Raw genomic sequence first — 15087 nt, 5'->3', positions numbered from 1 at the left:
GGAGGTAAGATAATGATTAGAAAGTTTATTTCATACTATAGACCGCATTGGAAGCTGTTTTTATTAGATATGGCTTGTGCATTTCTAATAGCGGCCTTAGATTTGGTATTTCCTATAGTAACTAGAGATGTTATAAACAATATTATTCCAGAAGGTAGAATTAGAACACTCTTTATAATTACAGGAGTTCTAGTTGTATTATATATAGTAAGGTATATTGCGAACTATATTGTAGACTATTACGGACATGTTGTGGGTACAAGAATGGAATTTGACATGAGAAAGGAGATTTTCTCCCATATACAATCATTGTCTTTTAGCTATTTTGATAATACAAAAACCGGTCATATAATGTCTAGAATTGTAAATGATTTAAGAGAAATTACAGAACTAGCACATCATGGACCTGAGGATCTTTTTATTTCTTTTGTGATGTTAATTGGTTCATTTTTCATTCTTCTTAGGATAGAATGGAGACTTACATTAATAATTTTCGCTTTTATTCCTATTATGATATGGTTTGCAATTACAAAAAGAAGCAAGCTAGAAAGAGCCTTTAAAGAGCAGAGAGTAAAAATTGCTAAGGTTAATGCACAGCTTGAAAACAGTATATCAGGTGTAAGGGTAGCAAAATCCTTTACAAATGAAGAGCATGAGATAGATAAGTTTGATGAGGGAAATAGTGAGTTCAAAGAATCAAGGGAAAATGCATTTAAAACGATGGCAGAGTTTACTGCTGGTATTCAATTTTTCTCAAACATTCTAAACCTTATAGTAATTAGCTTAGGTGGTTATTTTGCTTATAAAGAGCTTATTAATATGGGAGATTTATTTGCTTATTTACTATATGTAACTTTCTTTCTTCAACCAATTAGAAGACTTGCTCAATTTATTCAACAGTATCAAGATGGTATGACAGGATTTGAAAGGTTTATAGAAATAATGAATATTGAGCCTGATATTATGGATAGTGCAAATGCAGTTGAGCTTAAAGATGTGAAAGGTAGTATAGAGCTTAGGGATGTAACATTTAGTTATCAGGATAACAATAAAACTGTATTAGCAGGTTTGAACTATACTATTGAACCAGGAGAAACACTTGCATTAGTAGGTCCTTCAGGTGGTGGCAAGACTACATTATGCCATTTAATACCTAGGTTTTATGAATTAGATGAGGGAGATATACTGGTAGATGGTATTAGTATAAAGGATATCAAATTGAAATCCTTAAGAAAAAATATAGGCTTAGTTCAACAGGATGTATTCTTATTTACAGGTACTATTAAAGAAAATATACTATATGGGAACTTGGATGCTACAGATGAGGAAGTAATAGAAGCTGCTAAAAGTGCTAATATACACGATTTCATTATGACTTTACCAGATGGGTACAATACTTACATTGGAGAAAAGGGAGTAAAATTATCAGGTGGCCAAAAACAAAGAATATCTATAGCTAGAGTATTCTTAAAAAATCCTCCTATACTAATACTTGATGAGGCTACATCTGCCCTTGATAATGAAACTGAAATTGCTATTCAAGAGTCATTAGAAAGACTTTCTAAGGGTAGAACTACTTTAGTCATAGCACACAGACTTTCAACTATAAGAAATGCTGATGAGATTATTGTGCTTACTGACAAGGGAATAGAGGAAAAAGGAAAGCATGAAGAACTATTAGATAAAGATGGAATTTATGCAAAGCTTTATAAGGCGCAGTTTAGAGGATATATTCCAGATGGAGCAGTATAGTTTTATATATATGTCATTCCGAACAGAGTGAGGAATCTATGGAGGTGAATTAAATGGCAGTTTGGAAATGTACAGTATGTGGAGAAACAAAGGAAGGCAGATGCAGACCAAAAGAATGTCCTAAATGCGGGGCACCAAAAGAAAAATTTGAAAAAGAAGAGAAGTAGGATATAAAGAAAAAGCGGGGGGAAGTTCCGCTTTTTCTTTAATGAAAGCCTATATTTCCAATTGTTTTACAATATTTTTCGACTTTTTTTAATATATAGCGGCCAAGTATTATACCTACAATCATAAACCCTGCAAGTATCAGTTGTTCTATATGAATATGAAGCAGTGTATTTGTTCCTAGCATAATTCTTTTTTTGAGTAAATAAGAATGCTAATATTCCTGCTGACATTAAAACAATCCCAAATATTATTAGAGCCAATATATCTGCTTTATAGTGGGTAGTCAAAAGAATAGTTCTTCCTTCTTCTTTTATTTCCAATATAAGCTCTCTTAGATTTCTAGCAGACTGAGGGTCTAGTCCTGAAGTTGGCTCGTCAAGTATTACTATAGATGGTTCTGCTACCAAGGCCTTTGCAAGAGCTACTCTTTGTTTCATACCTGTTGAATATTTTTCTACAGTTTCATCTGCTCTTTTATCTAAATTAAATCTTTGATGTATAATGGTGATGTTGAGCCTAGTGAAGATTACATAAAATTTATTAGATTTTCATCAATAATAGGAGTTATATTTATTACATTTATTCTAATAATTATTTTTATAAAGCACTAAATAATATTCTTATAAATTTTATTTTTTCATGCAGTAATTTATTTTTTTTATGCGTCTTAAATATTAAGTATATAAAACAGTAAATTGCAATAAATGTATTGTAGAGTAGAGTACTATAAAGTGAACAAAACTGAAAAACATTTTACAAAAAGGCGAAAGCTGTCTATAATGGTAGTACATAATTATTTTCATAAAAGGAAGGTTGCGATGAAATATTTAAAGAAATTTCTGATTTTTGGTGATAGCAGAATTTTTCATATGTGTAACACTAGAATGAGTTGTAAGCTATTAGATTTGATAATGCCTAGGATAACTGAATTAGGAGGATTAATATTCTCGGGGATTATGCCCCTTATATTAATAGTAATTAATATTGGCAGAACTAGACCATTAGGCATTGAGTTGCTAGCATCATTATCTTTTAGTCAGGTTTTTGTTCAATTATTGAAAAGAATCCTTTCTAGAGAAAGACCATATAATATTTTAGATAATATAAGAACATTTGATATAGTTTTAAAAGACTATTCTTTTCCTTCAGGTCATACAACAGCTAGTTTTTCCATGGCTACAATACTTACGTATTATTTACCACAGTTCATGTTTATTTTTATTGCACTAGCATTTTTAGTTGGGATTTCCAGGATATATTTAGCTGTACATTATCCTTCTGATGTAATAGTTGGAATTATTTTAGGCGTTGCATCCTCCATAATAACACATTCATATTTCATAAATCATATGTTTAGAGTATCTATTTAGGAGCATTATTAATATAATGCTCCTTTTTGTATTATTTTGTAGCAAAGAAATGGTAAGAATTTTCAAAAAAGTCATTGACAAGACATGTACGTACATGATACCATTAAATCGACAGAAACTTGTACGTACAAGTAGAAAATATAAAGGGGGTTTAATAATGATTAAGGTATCCAGTGATGCTCAGCAATTATTAGAGCACATAGGAGGAAAGGAGAACATCTCAGCAGTATCACACTGTGCAACACGCTTAAGATTTGTACTTATTGACCCGAAAAAAGCAGATATTAGGAGAATTGAAGAGATTGAAGCTGTAAAAGGAACTTTCACTCAGGCAGGGCAATTCCAAGTTATTATTGGAAACGAAGTAGCTACTTTTTATAATGAATTCGTAAAAATAGCAGGAGTAGAAGGAGTTAGTAAGGATACTGCCAAAGTAGCTGCAAGAAAAAACATGAACTTATTACAAGTATTTATTTCTCATTTAGCTGAAATTTTTGCACCATTAATACCAGCTATAGTAGTCGGAGGTCTTATACTAGGTTTTCGTAATGTAATTGGAGATATTAAGATGTTGGAAAACGGTACCAAAGCACTAACAGAGGTATCTCAATTCTGGGCAGGGACTCATCATTTCTTATGGTTAATAGGAGAAGCAATATTTCATTTCCTACCTGTAGGTATCACATGGTCTATAGCTAGAAAGATGGGAGCTACTCCAATATTAGGTATTGTATTAGGTATCACATTAGTTTCACCACAGTTATTAAATGCCTATGGTGTTGCAGGTGGTGCAGAGGCTCCAGTATGGGACTTCGGCTTCGCTCAGATTAAAATGATTGGTTATCAAGCACAGGTTATACCAGCAATGCTAGCAGGATTTTTACTTTCTACTATAGAGCTTAAGCTACGTAAAATTGTTCCAGCATATATTTCAATGATAGTTGTTCCTTTCTTTGCATTAGTTCCAACAGTTCTAATAGCGCATACAATATTAGGTCCTATAGGCTGGGCAATTGGTTCATTTATATCCGATGTTGTTTATGCAGGACTAACTTCAGTAGTAGGTTGGTTATTTGCAGCAATATTTGGCTTTGCTTATGCACCATTAGTTATTACGGGATTACATCATATGACAAATGCTATTGACCTACAGCTAATGAGTGAATTTGGGGGAACTAACCTATGGCCAATGATAGCATTATCTAATATAGCTCAAGGTTCTGCAGTATTAGCAATCATATATCTTAATAGAAAAAACGAAGAGGAAAAACAAATATCTATTCCAGCTACAATCTCTTGTTATTTAGGAGTAACTGAGCCTGCAATGTTTGGAATTAATTTAAAATATGTATATCCATTTTTAGCAGCTATGATTGGGTCTGCAATTGCAGCTATTTTCTCAGTAGGTACAGGAGTTATGGCTAACTCAATAGGCGTTGGAGGGTTACCAGGAATTTTATCAATTCAACCCCAACATATGTTTAAATTTGCCATAGCTATGATAATTGCAATTGTAGTACCGTTTGGATTAACTATTGTACTGTCAAAAACTAAGATAGGTACTAAAAAAGCATAGGATTAATTTAAGGAGGGGATTGTAGACCTGTATGAAAACTGTCACCCTAAGACAGGCAGTATAAGCTGACACGTTTTCTGTCATCCTGAGACGGGCAGTATAAGCCTTACTAACGAAGGATCTACTCACAAAGGGTCTACTTTTCCCTTTTTCAATCATTTACTAGAAGGAGAAGGCTTATGAAGGATTTTAAAAAGAGTGTAATTTATCAAATATATCTTAAATCATTTAATGATACCGATGGAGATGGAATAGGAGATTTAAATGGTGTAACAGAAAAACTAGACTATCTAAAGACTTTAGGTGTGGACTATATATGGATAACTCCAATATACGTATCACCCCAAAGAGACAATGGCTATGATATTTCTGATTACTACAGCATAGATCCTCGTTTTGGAACAATGAAGGATTTCGAAGAATTGATTAAAGAGGCAAGTAATCGTGGAATTCATATTATGCTAGACATGGTATTTAATCATACTTCTACAGAACATAAATGGTTTAAGAAAGCCTTATCTGGAAATGAAAAATATAAGAATTACTATATTTTTAAGAGTTCTAAAGAAGGAAAGGAACCAACTAACTGGGAGTCCAAATTTGGTGGTTCAGCTTGGGAATATGTAGAGGCGCTTGATGAGTATTACCTACATTTATTTGATGTAACACAAGCTGATTTAAATTGGGAAAACGAAGAAGTTAGAAAAGAGATATTTAAAATCTTAAATTTTTGGATAGAAAAAGGTGTTAAGGGATTTCGATTAGATGTCATAAATTTAATTTCAAAACCTTTCAAATATGAAGATGATTATGAAGGAGATGGACGTAGATTTTATACAGATGGTCCTAAAATTCATCAATACTTGAAAGAGCTTAGTAAAGAAACATTTGGCAAGCATGAAGACATGGTAACAGTTGGAGAAATGTCATCTACAAATCTTGATAATTGTATTAGATACTCGAATCCAGATGAAGAGGAACTTTCAATGGTTTTTAACTTTCATCATCTGAAAGTAGATTATGAGAATGGAGATAAATGGACCTTAATGGACTTTGACTTCAAAGAGTTAAAGGACATTTTTGAGCATTGGCAGGTAGGAATGCAAAAAGGAAATGGCTGGAATGCACTGTTTTGGTGCAATCATGATCAGCCACGCATTGTTTCACGTTTCGGAGATGACAAAAATTATCATAGTGAATCTGCTAAAATGTTAGCTACAACCTTGCATATGATGAGAGGTACACCCTATATTTATCAAGGTGAAGAAATAGGAATGACGGATCCAAACTTTGACCATATATCAGATTATCGTGATGTAGAAACTCTAAATATTTATGAAATTAAAAAAGAAAAAGGAATAGACGAAAAAGATATTCTTAACATTATTAAAAGAAAATCTAGAGATAATTCTAGAACACCTATGCAATGGAATTCTAAAACAAATGCTGGATTTACTATAGGTAAACCATGGATTAATTTAGCATCAAATTATGAAAAATTAAATGCAGAAAATGCATTAAGAGATACGGATTCTATACTTTGGCATTATAAAAGGCTTATTGAATTAAGAAAAGAATATGACATTATTGCCTATGGAGATATTCAATTTATTTCAAAGGATCACGAGGATATTTTTGTTTACGTGAGAAGCTATGAAGATGAAAAGATGTTAGTAATAAGTAATTTCTATGGAAAAGAAACATTGTTTGAACTTACTTCAAAGTCAAACTTTGAGAATTATATTAGTAATATATTAATTTCAAATTATAAAGATTCTCCTAAGGAGTATAGGAGAATTAGACTAAGACCCTATGAATCAATTGTATATCATCTTGTGAGAAAATGAAAATGATGGTAAAATATTAATGGTGATGTATTGTGAATATAAAATATATAAATATCTATAATGAAATGGCAGCTGAAATTGAAAAGGGTGAATTAATTCCTAGATCAAAGCTTCCTTCTGAAAATGAGCTTATGCAGAGATATGATGTTTCTAGGGACACAATACGAAAGGCATTAGATTTGTTAGCTAAGAATGGCTATATACAAAAGATTAAAGGTAAAGGCTCCATAGTTTTAGACATTAATAAATTTGATTTTCCAGTATCAGGGTTAGTTAGTTTTAAAGAATTAGCTCAGAAAATGGAAAAGAAGCCTGAGACTGTTCTTGTTACATTACAACTAATTAAACCAGATGAAATGTTAGCAGAGCAGCTACATGTATCTAAAAATGACGAAGTTTGGAAGGTAATAAGAGTAAGGAAAATTGAAAACGAAAATATAATTCTTGATAAGGATTTTATAAATAAAAAGATTGTACCAACATTAACTGAAGAAATTTGCTTGGATTCTATATATGAACATATTGAGAATACATTGGGATTACAAATCAGTTTTGCAAAAAAAGAAATCACAGTAGAAAAAGCTACTAAAGAAGATAAAAAACACTTGGATTTAGATAGTTGCAATATGGTAGTAGTAGTAAAAAACTATGTATACCTAAGTGATGCAACTCTATTTCAATACACCGAATCAAGACATAGAACAGACAAATTCAGATTTGTTGACTTTGCAAGGAGAAGCTATTAAAATATACTATTATATATATAAAAGGAGGGCTTATAGTGTTTTTTAGCAAAGAAAAAATCTATTCTCCCATAAAAGGTATTGTTAAACCGATAGAAGAAGCACCTGATAAAGTGTTTTCACAAAAAATTATGGGAGATGGATGTTGTATAGAGCCTGAGGAAGGCATAGTAGTGTCACCTGTAAATGGAATAATTGCTACTGTATTTCCAACTAAGCATATGATAGGAATTAAATCACAAAAAGGATACGAAATTATTATTCATGTTGGCATGGATACAGTATCTTTAAATGGAGAGGGTCTCACAGCTTTAGTTGATGTAGGAGACAAGGTTAAAGTAGGGGATAAGCTACTTGAAATTGATATAGAAAAAATAAAAGACAAAGTCCCTTCTCTAGTAACACCGATAGTTATCACTAATTTAGTGAATAAGAATGTTAGATTAATTAAAGAAGGTAAAGTTGATAGAGGAGAACTAATAATAGATATTAAATAATTAAATAGCATGTATAAATAAAGCTCTTTTTAAGTATTGTTTTTCATTACTTAAGAGGGCTTTTTTATTGACATTAAATCATGCTGGTAGTATACTATAATCAGATGAACATATGAACAGTCGTTCATATGTTTGCATATACTAGGATTAGATACATAACAGAATAAGGGGGAAAGCAAAATGATCAGGAGAGATATTGTATTAGAAGGCTTAAACTGCGCTAATTGCGCTGCTAAGATAGAAAACAAAGTAAATAACATGGAAGAAATAGAAAGTGCAAGCTTTAGCTTCGCCACTAAGATTATGTCTATTGAATATTATGAAGAGCATGGCTTTGATTTGATTTTAGGCAAGATTAAAAAGATTGTAAATACATTGGAGCCTGACGTAATTGTTAAAACTCAAAATGATTCCAAGAAATTAGCAATACATGGTCATCATCACAGTAAAAGCGAATGCTGTGCAGGTCACTCTCATGACCATAGTCATGGACATAGTCATGGTGAAGGTGAGCACGGTCTACTAAATAAAAAAACAATAAAGCTTGGGATAGGAATAATCTTTTTTATAGCTGCCTTTATTTTTGACAGAAGTATAAGTATACAATTACCTTTATTCATAATAAGCTATTTCCTAATAGGTGGAGATGTGCTTCTTAGAGCAATTAGAAATATTATGAGAGGTCAAGTATTTGATGAAAACTTTTTAATGGCTCTTGCAACAGTTGGAGCATTTGCTGTTAAGGAATATCCAGAGGCAGTATCAGTAATGCTATTTTATCAAATAGGTGAGATGTTTCAGGATATGGCGATTGAGCGTTCAAGAAAATCTATTAGCTCACTTTTAAATATTAGACCAGATTATGCTAATCTAAAAACTGATGAAAGCTTAGTAGTTGTAAGACCAGAGACAATAAATGTTGGGGACTATATAGTAATTAAACCGGGAGAGAGAGTACCACTAGATGGGGTAGTAATCGAAGGGGAATCAATGGTTGATACCTCTGCACTTACAGGAGAATCAGTGCCTAGAAAAATAAAAACAGGCGAGGATATACTAAGTGGATTTGTTAATAACAGTGGATTACTAACTGTAGAGGTAAAGAAGAAATTTAATGAATCCACAGTTTCTAGAATATTAGATTTAGTGCAAAATGCTAGCAGCAAGAAGGCACCGACTGAGAACTTTATCACAAAGTTTGCTAGATACTATACTCCAGCAGTAGTTATTGGGGCTGCTCTAGTAGCTGTTATACCTCCAATATTTACTGGCGACCCATTTTCAGAATGGCTCTATAGAGCCTTAATATTCTTAGTAATATCCTGTCCATGTGCCTTAGTTATATCAATTCCGCTAGGATTCTTTGGAGGAATAGGTGGAGCTTCTAAATCAGGGATACTTATTAAGGGTGGAAACTATCTAGAGGCGTTAAATCAGGTAGATACTATTGTATTTGATAAGACTGGGACCTTGACTCAGGGAGTATTTAAGGTATCAGAGATAAATGAGGAGAATGGATTTTCAAAAGAAGAGGTTTTAAGAGCAGCTGCTTTTGCAGAGACTCACTCAAACCATCCAATTGCAAAATCCATTATCGAAGAGTTTAATGGGAAAATAGACGAAAGTGTAATCGAAAACTATGAAGAAATATCAGGACATGGTATAAAAGCTAATGTAAGTGGTAGTGTTGTATTAGCAGGAAATCTAAAGCTGCTAGAAAGAGAAGGTATAAAAGCTACTCAGGTTAGCAAATCAGGAACTATAGTTTATATAGACATAGATGGAAGATTTGCAGGAAGTATAATTATCTCAGATATGCTAAAAGATGATTCTGTAAAAGCTATGGAAGCTCTAAGAAATCAAGGAGTTAAAAAGCTTGTGATGCTAACAGGGGACTTAGATAATGTTGCAAAACAAGTGGCAACAGAGCTTAACCTTGACGAATACTATTCAGAGCTATTACCTGAAGACAAAGTAAATGTACTAGAGAAAATAGCTAAAGAAAAAGGTAATAAAGGCAAGCTAGTATTCGTAGGAGACGGTATCAATGATGCACCAGTTCTAGCAAGGGCAGATATAGGAGTAGCCATGGGAGGACTTGGTTCAGATGCAGCCATAGAGGCAGCGGATGTAGTGCTGATGACCGATGAACCATTAAAGCTTTCACAGGCAATATCCATAGCTCAAAAAACTAAAAAAATAGTCATTCAAAATATAATATTAGCCCTAGGAGTCAAAGGCATAGTCTTAGCCCTAGGAGCCTTCGGAGTAGCCACAATGTGGGAAGCAGTATTTGCAGACGTAGGTGTAGCATTATTAGCAGTATTAAATTCAATGAGGGTTATGAAAGTTAAATAAGCATAGAGAAACAGCTCAGACTGAAAAAGTTTAGGCTGTTTTTTAATGCAACTTATGCCTTTAAAATGACCACTTATGCCAAAAGAGTTGTCCCTATAGTTTAACTATGATATTTTTGATTTACAATACATATCTTTAGTTCCTTCATTTGCAACATACGATTCTTTTATTACTTATGGAAATATTGCATCATTAGGATTTCTCTGTGAGGGAATTACTTTGATGCCATATGCAATAAATAGAAAAGTCAAGGAGGTGAGCTAAATGAAAGCAAAAACTAGATTATTAAGTAGTATGGCAGTAGTAGCTATGGTATTTGCAAATTTAGGACTAAACATTAACTGTATAGGGATTTTGTATCAGCCTAAATGTCCTAAAAAGGCATAATTTGAAAGATAAGTAAAATATAATGGGGTAAACGTATAAGAATACAATGAAACTTAGGAAGACTATGTTTATGAGTAAGATAAGACTGAAAATAGTACCATAAACTGTTTTACTATGCCATTTTGAGATTAAAGTGTTAATTTAAGTAATAATAAAATCTACTGAATGGTCCAAATAGGGATGAAGCATTAAAGGTTAAATATAAGGAGGATACTATGATGAAAAATCTTGAAAATACTATTAAAACAATAGTTTTGAGTTTCTTAGTTATTATTTTGACTTTTGGTAGTAATGTTTACGCTACAGATGAAAACACCTATCAGTACGAGCTTGAAAAAAATATATTATGGAATATCTATCTTTAAAAGAAAATGTTATTTTTGATATTAAGGATCCTATTGAATTATATGATAGTGAAGAAAATCCTGCTTTTCTATGCTTTAGTCTTAACGATAAAGGCTATATTATAATAAATAGATATGACTTTAGTATCCCTGAGTACAGCCTACGTAATTCTAATGTTTTTTTAAATTCCAAGAAAAAGATTTACTACGATGGTCCACTTAATTATCTTGAATTATCTGGAGAAGAACTTATAGATGCTAAAAGTGGAATGGTTCTTAGTACTATTGATGAATTTAAGATAAAAAGTAGGCTCGAAATGAATGATAAATTAAGCATAAATGAAAAACTGAAAAAGATAGATACTTTGATGGAATATAAAGAAATATACAGAACAGAAACGGAGTCCATTGTTCTTTCACATAAATTAGAAACTTATGATTATAATCCTGATGGAAGGTGTGGGTCTGTGGCAACAGCTATTTTGCTCCAATATTATGATAATAATATCAATGAAAGCTATGTCCCAGATAGATATGACTATGAAAATGGGTTAATAAATCATTTAGTGCCTTATATAGAGGGTACTTCTATGGGAAATACACCAGAAGAGTTAAAAAATGGCTTAAATGATTATTTAGATGATCAAAATATAATTAATCCAGCAAATCTTTACTCTTATAGTATAAGCAGAATAAAATCTAAAATAGACTCAGATAGGCCAATTATTGTTGACTTAAATAATCATTCTACTTACAATGAACATTGGGTTGTAGCGCATGGGTACAATATTGTAGACAAGATTATTTTGCCTGATATTGTAACTGTAATCGTTAATGATGGTTGGGGGAACAATGATATTAATATTGATCCTGCAAATATTGGTAAATTAGTTTATTTAGATGATTAATTTATTTAGGTGACATTTATGAAGAAAGTTTCATTTTCTATTGCTTTTTTGATTTTTGGTGTAATTGTTTTAATTGTTGTTCACAATAAGTTGTTGAGTAATAATAATAAATCCGTTTCAATTAACTTTGAAGAAATAAAATACATAAAGTTAGTATCATTGCCCGTGCCACCTAGATATAAGGTTGTAAATGATGAAAAAGATATAAAAAAAATAGCTGAGTTTATATCTAAATTAAAAGTAGAGACTTATTCAACTGAAGGAATTAATGGCTGGATATTTATGTTAAAGATTAAGTTTAAGAATGGTGAGGAAAATGATTTTGTTGTTGTTAATAATAATCTAATCAGTTATGACAATAAATTTTATTGCGTTAATAATAATGTAGAAACTTTTTTTAAGCAGCTATATCCACACTTGGAATATGAAGAACTAGAATGGCTAAACAAAAGTAAAAATGACAATGGAGGTGCGAAATGAAAAAGGTTATTGTATGTATATTAAGTATAGTCTTAATGCTTTCTACAGTTTCTTTAGTTGGTGCTGAAGATTTTGACTTTAACGTAAATAATGCTGAATACTTAAATGATAAAGTAAAAGAAGACTTACAAGTTCGTTCATTAGCCTGTCCGGAATGTGTTATAGGTAGATTTTTAAGGACTGACGTTAGATACATTACTGTAACAAATGAGGCGGGAATTATTCTTGAAAAATGGAAGGTTGAGTATTATAGATGTATGAATTGTGGTTATTTAGAAGTAGTTGAAACACAGATAATTTAATATCTATGTGAAGCAGAGGGGTGGGGTATTTACCCTAGGGCATCATTTTATGGAATCTAGGAACAGGATATAATCACATATATGACTGTGATATCAAAGGCTTCTTTGATAATATACCTCACAAAAATCTAATGAGAGTAATATCAAAATACATGATGCAGGGGGATGCAGGGGTCAGGCTTGAATTATTTTTCTGATTATTTCACTTTAGATAATGGGGTTATATATATTGATGACAATATTGATGTACCTGAAAATGAATGAGACAAGCTTTCTATAGTCTTAAAAGACATTAATGCATTGTATAAATATGGGAATATATATTTCGATTCTACACAAAAAATTCAGTTTAGAACTGTTGATGAACTAGCTAACTTCAAAGGCGTCAGCTTGAAAGACCTTTATGATATGAAGGGTGTGGCTGATTCTGAATTAAATGAAGAATTAGTGATTCAACATAATGATTATGGACTGTTCTATAATCCTGAAGCCCCGCCTTTTAATTTGGAAGGAAAGGCAAATGTTAGATATTTACAAGAATATGAAGAAGATTTAATTGATTTGCTTATTAGATATCCAAATCTTTATATTATGCCAGCTTTACAAACATGCTAGCAATGTCGCAGAAGGACAACCATGGGATTATAAAAGAGTAATAGGATGGAATAATTATAGAATGTGTACTATGAATGGAAGGCAATACGCTTTGACAGGAGAAGATATTGGGAATATTCATTATGCATATGTAGGGCGTAGTCGTGGATTTTCTACTAATACATTATGCATGGCTGGAGGACTTGTACAAATATTAACATCAAGAGGTGCAGCTTTGTTTCAGTTTAGTTTCGACAGTTATTATGATGCTCCCACCGACCAAGCTGCTATAAGAAGAGGCGCTCTTTGGTACGATACAGGTAGCTTTAACTAGCATGAATTCTATTAAAGTATGCCCTAAGAATGCTAACCCAAATATTAATCATATATTTTAATTAACATATAAATTAGAAAAGGAGTATAATTAGGTAAACAAAGTTGTTAAGGTTTGCCGAATTATACTCCTTCATTAATATTATTTTATTAATAAACAGAAATATGGATTATTGTTTAAATATAACTAATAGGAAAAGTTGTGTTAATTATTATATTTGAATAAATGGGGGGGTAATGAATGAAAAAGAGAATAATGACTATAATTATTATAGTGACCATACTTGTTATTTTGGTTATATTTATGACATATCAGATTTATGAAAAGTATAACACTAAATCACTTATTGAAAACGTAAATGATATTTCACAAATAACAATATATAATTCCGAAACACATAAAAGTATTAATATCAATGCTGAAAGTGAAATAAAAAAGAAAGCAACTAAATGGAATCAAATAATTGTAAAAAGAGATAAACCAGTTTTTGATATGAATGATCCATATATAGTAGTTATAACTTATAATGCAAATGGTGAAACTCTAGAAACTTTTTATACATCAAAAGAAGAAATTGTCCAATATCATTGGAAGTTACAAATAATTGAAGGGAACGACCCATACCATGAACTATCCTATGAATTCCATTAACAGGATATGGTTTAGAATATATTTGGCAAGCATTTTAGATGTTACCGCGGTAAATGCCAGATTTCTAAATAATTCATTTGGTTTCAAATATGTTTTCATAGCTTCTATTTTTTCTACACCGTATAAGGAACAATTATTTTCATGGTTTAATCCCAATATAATAGTTGACTTAGTGGGAATCAGTATTTGCAGATATAGGTGTAGCAGTATTGATTTCAATGAGGGTTATGAAGAATTAAATTAGATACTAGAAATACAGCTCAGACTGAAAAAGCTTGGGCTGTTTTTTTGCAACTTATGCCTTTAAAACGACCACTTATGCCAAAAGGGTTGTCTCTAAAGTTTGATTATGATACTTTTGAATTACAATAAAACTAAAATCTAAGGAAGACGAAATATGATTAATCAAATGGCTTGTTATATTGTTAAGAAAATGAAAAGGAATAATGTAATTGATGAGGATAACATGGAGCTATATATTTTTGGAATTGAAATCCTATTAATAACGATTATTAAATATCTAGGATTATTTATTATAGCATTGTTACTAGGAGTTGTAAAAGAGGCTATTACTTTTATTATAGCTTTTAGTATGTTGAGGATTCAGGCTGGAGGAGTACATTTAAAATTCTTTTTGGTAATGTAAAAAGTTCTATGAAAAAATAATGGTCAAAAAATAGTGTTTTTAAAGCAAATTTTGAGTAGGTTCTCCCGCCACCCTTGACAAAAATAAGAAAATGCTTAAGCAAAAGTAACAAGGGCGAAGGGAACTCAAA

At 31.6% G+C, this 15087-nt stretch carries 20 protein-coding genes; 19 read left to right on the top strand and 1 reads right to left on the bottom strand.

The window, feature by feature from the left end:
• Positions 1-12 precede the first annotated feature (12 nt).
• Positions 13-1752, top strand: a complete 1740-nt coding sequence (locus tag ABV008_RS10320; protein WP_352419741.1) for an ABC transporter ATP-binding protein — start codon at positions 13-15, stop codon at positions 1750-1752.
• Between the two features lie 53 nt (positions 1753-1805).
• Positions 1806-1919 carry an RCKP-type rubredoxin-like domain-containing protein gene (locus ABV008_RS10315; protein ID WP_352419740.1) on the top strand — a complete coding sequence of 38 codons (114 nt, stop codon included), beginning with the start codon at positions 1806-1808 and terminating at the stop codon, positions 1917-1919.
• A gap of 66 nt (positions 1920-1985) precedes the next feature.
• Here ABV008_RS10315 and ABV008_RS10310 read toward each other — a convergent pair whose 3' ends face one another.
• A complete protein-coding gene (locus ABV008_RS10310; RefSeq protein ID WP_352419777.1) occupies positions 1986-2420 on the bottom strand; it encodes an AAA family ATPase in 435 nt (144 codons plus the stop codon).
• Between ABV008_RS10310 and ABV008_RS16305 the strand changes: the two genes are divergently transcribed.
• The 17 genes from ABV008_RS16305 to ABV008_RS10230 all read left to right on the top strand — a co-directional run bounded on the left by ABV008_RS16305 (position 2415) and on the right by ABV008_RS10230 (position 14957).
• The gene (locus ABV008_RS16305) at positions 2415-2531 is read left to right on the top strand and encodes a DUF6199 family natural product biosynthesis protein (protein WP_502929773.1); all 117 of its coding nucleotides are present in this window, start codon (positions 2415-2417) and stop codon (positions 2529-2531) included. The genes ABV008_RS10310 and ABV008_RS16305 overlap by 6 nt on opposite strands.
• Positions 2532-2738: 207 nt before the next feature.
• Entirely contained in the window at positions 2739-3290 is a 552-nt protein-coding gene (locus ABV008_RS10305) for a phosphatase PAP2 family protein (protein ID WP_352419739.1), read from the top strand.
• A 157-nt stretch (positions 3291-3447) separates the two neighbouring features.
• Positions 3448-4866: a PTS system trehalose-specific EIIBC component gene (gene treP, locus ABV008_RS10300; RefSeq protein WP_352419738.1), complete on the top strand. Its 1419-nt coding sequence runs from the start codon at positions 3448-3450 to the stop codon at positions 4864-4866.
• Between the two features lie 179 nt (positions 4867-5045).
• A complete protein-coding gene (gene treC / locus ABV008_RS10295) occupies positions 5046-6713 on the top strand; it encodes an alpha,alpha-phosphotrehalase (RefSeq protein WP_352419737.1) in 1668 nt (555 codons plus the stop codon).
• 32 nt (positions 6714-6745) lie between these two features.
• A complete protein-coding gene (treR, locus tag ABV008_RS10290; RefSeq protein WP_352419736.1) occupies positions 6746-7459 on the top strand; it encodes a trehalose operon repressor in 714 nt (237 codons plus the stop codon).
• Positions 7460-7494: 35 nt separating this feature from the next.
• Positions 7495-7953: a PTS sugar transporter subunit IIA gene (locus ABV008_RS10285; protein ID WP_352419735.1), complete on the top strand. Its 459-nt coding sequence runs from the start codon at positions 7495-7497 to the stop codon at positions 7951-7953.
• Between the two features lie 180 nt (positions 7954-8133).
• Positions 8134-10311: a heavy metal translocating P-type ATPase gene (locus ABV008_RS10280; protein ID WP_352419734.1), complete on the top strand. Its 2178-nt coding sequence runs from the start codon at positions 8134-8136 to the stop codon at positions 10309-10311.
• A gap of 264 nt (positions 10312-10575) precedes the next feature.
• Positions 10576-10698, top strand: coding sequence for a cyclic lactone autoinducer peptide (locus tag ABV008_RS10275; RefSeq protein ID WP_352419733.1), 123 nt, complete (start codon positions 10576-10578; stop codon positions 10696-10698).
• 218 nt (positions 10699-10916) lie between these two features.
• The gene (locus tag ABV008_RS10270; protein ID WP_352419732.1) at positions 10917-11063 is read left to right on the top strand and encodes a hypothetical protein; all 147 of its coding nucleotides are present in this window, start codon (positions 10917-10919) and stop codon (positions 11061-11063) included.
• A complete protein-coding gene (locus ABV008_RS10265; RefSeq protein WP_352419731.1) occupies positions 11045-11950 on the top strand; it encodes a C39 family peptidase in 906 nt (301 codons plus the stop codon). The genes ABV008_RS10270 and ABV008_RS10265 overlap by 19 nt, the downstream gene beginning before the upstream one ends.
• An 18-nt stretch (positions 11951-11968) precedes the next feature.
• The gene (locus ABV008_RS10260) at positions 11969-12430 is read left to right on the top strand and encodes a hypothetical protein (RefSeq protein ID WP_352419730.1); all 462 of its coding nucleotides are present in this window, start codon (positions 11969-11971) and stop codon (positions 12428-12430) included.
• Complete coding sequence (locus ABV008_RS10255) at positions 12427-12732, top strand: hypothetical protein (RefSeq protein ID WP_352419729.1); 306 nt, start codon at positions 12427-12429, stop codon at positions 12730-12732. Before ABV008_RS10260 ends, ABV008_RS10255 begins: the two co-directional genes overlap by 4 nt.
• Positions 12733-13032: 300 nt before the next feature.
• Positions 13033-13347 (top strand): hypothetical protein, encoded by a 315-nt coding sequence (locus ABV008_RS10250; RefSeq protein ID WP_352419728.1) that lies wholly within the window; start codon positions 13033-13035, stop codon positions 13345-13347.
• On the top strand, positions 13289-13660 hold the full coding sequence (locus tag ABV008_RS10245; RefSeq protein ID WP_352419727.1) for a polymorphic toxin type 44 domain-containing protein: 372 nt from the start codon (positions 13289-13291) through the stop codon (positions 13658-13660). Before ABV008_RS10250 ends, ABV008_RS10245 begins: the two co-directional genes overlap by 59 nt.
• Positions 13661-13900: 240 nt before the next feature.
• Positions 13901-14311, top strand: a complete 411-nt coding sequence (locus ABV008_RS10240; protein WP_352419726.1) for a hypothetical protein — start codon at positions 13901-13903, stop codon at positions 14309-14311.
• Positions 14298-14555 (top strand): hypothetical protein, encoded by a 258-nt coding sequence (locus tag ABV008_RS10235; RefSeq protein ID WP_352419725.1) that lies wholly within the window; start codon positions 14298-14300, stop codon positions 14553-14555. The genes ABV008_RS10240 and ABV008_RS10235 overlap by 14 nt, the downstream gene beginning before the upstream one ends.
• 153 nt (positions 14556-14708) lie before the next feature.
• Positions 14709-14957 (top strand): accessory gene regulator B family protein, encoded by a 249-nt coding sequence (locus tag ABV008_RS10230; RefSeq protein ID WP_352419724.1) that lies wholly within the window; start codon positions 14709-14711, stop codon positions 14955-14957.
• The last annotated feature ends 130 nt before the right edge of the window (positions 14958-15087 follow it).

The organism is Proteiniborus sp., from assembly GCF_040308045.1.
In the GTDB taxonomy this organism is placed as follows: Bacteria; Bacillota; Clostridia; order Tissierellales; family Proteiniboraceae; genus Proteiniborus.
This window is presented reverse-complemented; position numbering and strand designations above follow the sequence as displayed.

Coding starts and splice junctions, on each gene's coding strand:
- ABV008_RS16305 (WP_502929773.1), top strand. CDS start 2,415: ATGTATAATGGTGATGTTGAGCCTAGTGAAGATTACATAAAATTTATT.
- ABV008_RS10260 (WP_352419730.1), top strand. CDS start 11,969: ATGAAGAAAGTTTCATTTTCTATTGCTTTTTTGATTTTTGGTGTAATT.
- ABV008_RS10305 (WP_352419739.1), top strand. CDS start 2,739: ATGAAATATTTAAAGAAATTTCTGATTTTTGGTGATAGCAGAATTTTT.
- ABV008_RS10275 (WP_352419733.1), top strand. CDS start 10,576: ATGAAAGCAAAAACTAGATTATTAAGTAGTATGGCAGTAGTAGCTATG.
- ABV008_RS10315 (WP_352419740.1), top strand. CDS start 1,806: ATGGCAGTTTGGAAATGTACAGTATGTGGAGAAACAAAGGAAGGCAGA.
- ABV008_RS10280 (WP_352419734.1), top strand. CDS start 8,134: ATGATCAGGAGAGATATTGTATTAGAAGGCTTAAACTGCGCTAATTGC.
- treC (WP_352419737.1), top strand. CDS start 5,046: ATGAAGGATTTTAAAAAGAGTGTAATTTATCAAATATATCTTAAATCA.
- ABV008_RS10255 (WP_352419729.1), top strand. CDS start 12,427: ATGAAAAAGGTTATTGTATGTATATTAAGTATAGTCTTAATGCTTTCT.
- ABV008_RS10235 (WP_352419725.1), top strand. CDS start 14,298: ATGAATTCCATTAACAGGATATGGTTTAGAATATATTTGGCAAGCATT.
- ABV008_RS10270 (WP_352419732.1), top strand. CDS start 10,917: ATGAAAAATCTTGAAAATACTATTAAAACAATAGTTTTGAGTTTCTTA.
- ABV008_RS10240 (WP_352419726.1), top strand. CDS start 13,901: ATGAAAAAGAGAATAATGACTATAATTATTATAGTGACCATACTTGTT.
- treP (WP_352419738.1), top strand. CDS start 3,448: ATGATTAAGGTATCCAGTGATGCTCAGCAATTATTAGAGCACATAGGA.
- ABV008_RS10265 (WP_352419731.1), top strand. CDS start 11,045: ATGGAATATCTATCTTTAAAAGAAAATGTTATTTTTGATATTAAGGAT.
- ABV008_RS10320 (WP_352419741.1), top strand. CDS start 13: ATGATTAGAAAGTTTATTTCATACTATAGACCGCATTGGAAGCTGTTT.
- ABV008_RS10230 (WP_352419724.1), top strand. CDS start 14,709: ATGATTAATCAAATGGCTTGTTATATTGTTAAGAAAATGAAAAGGAAT.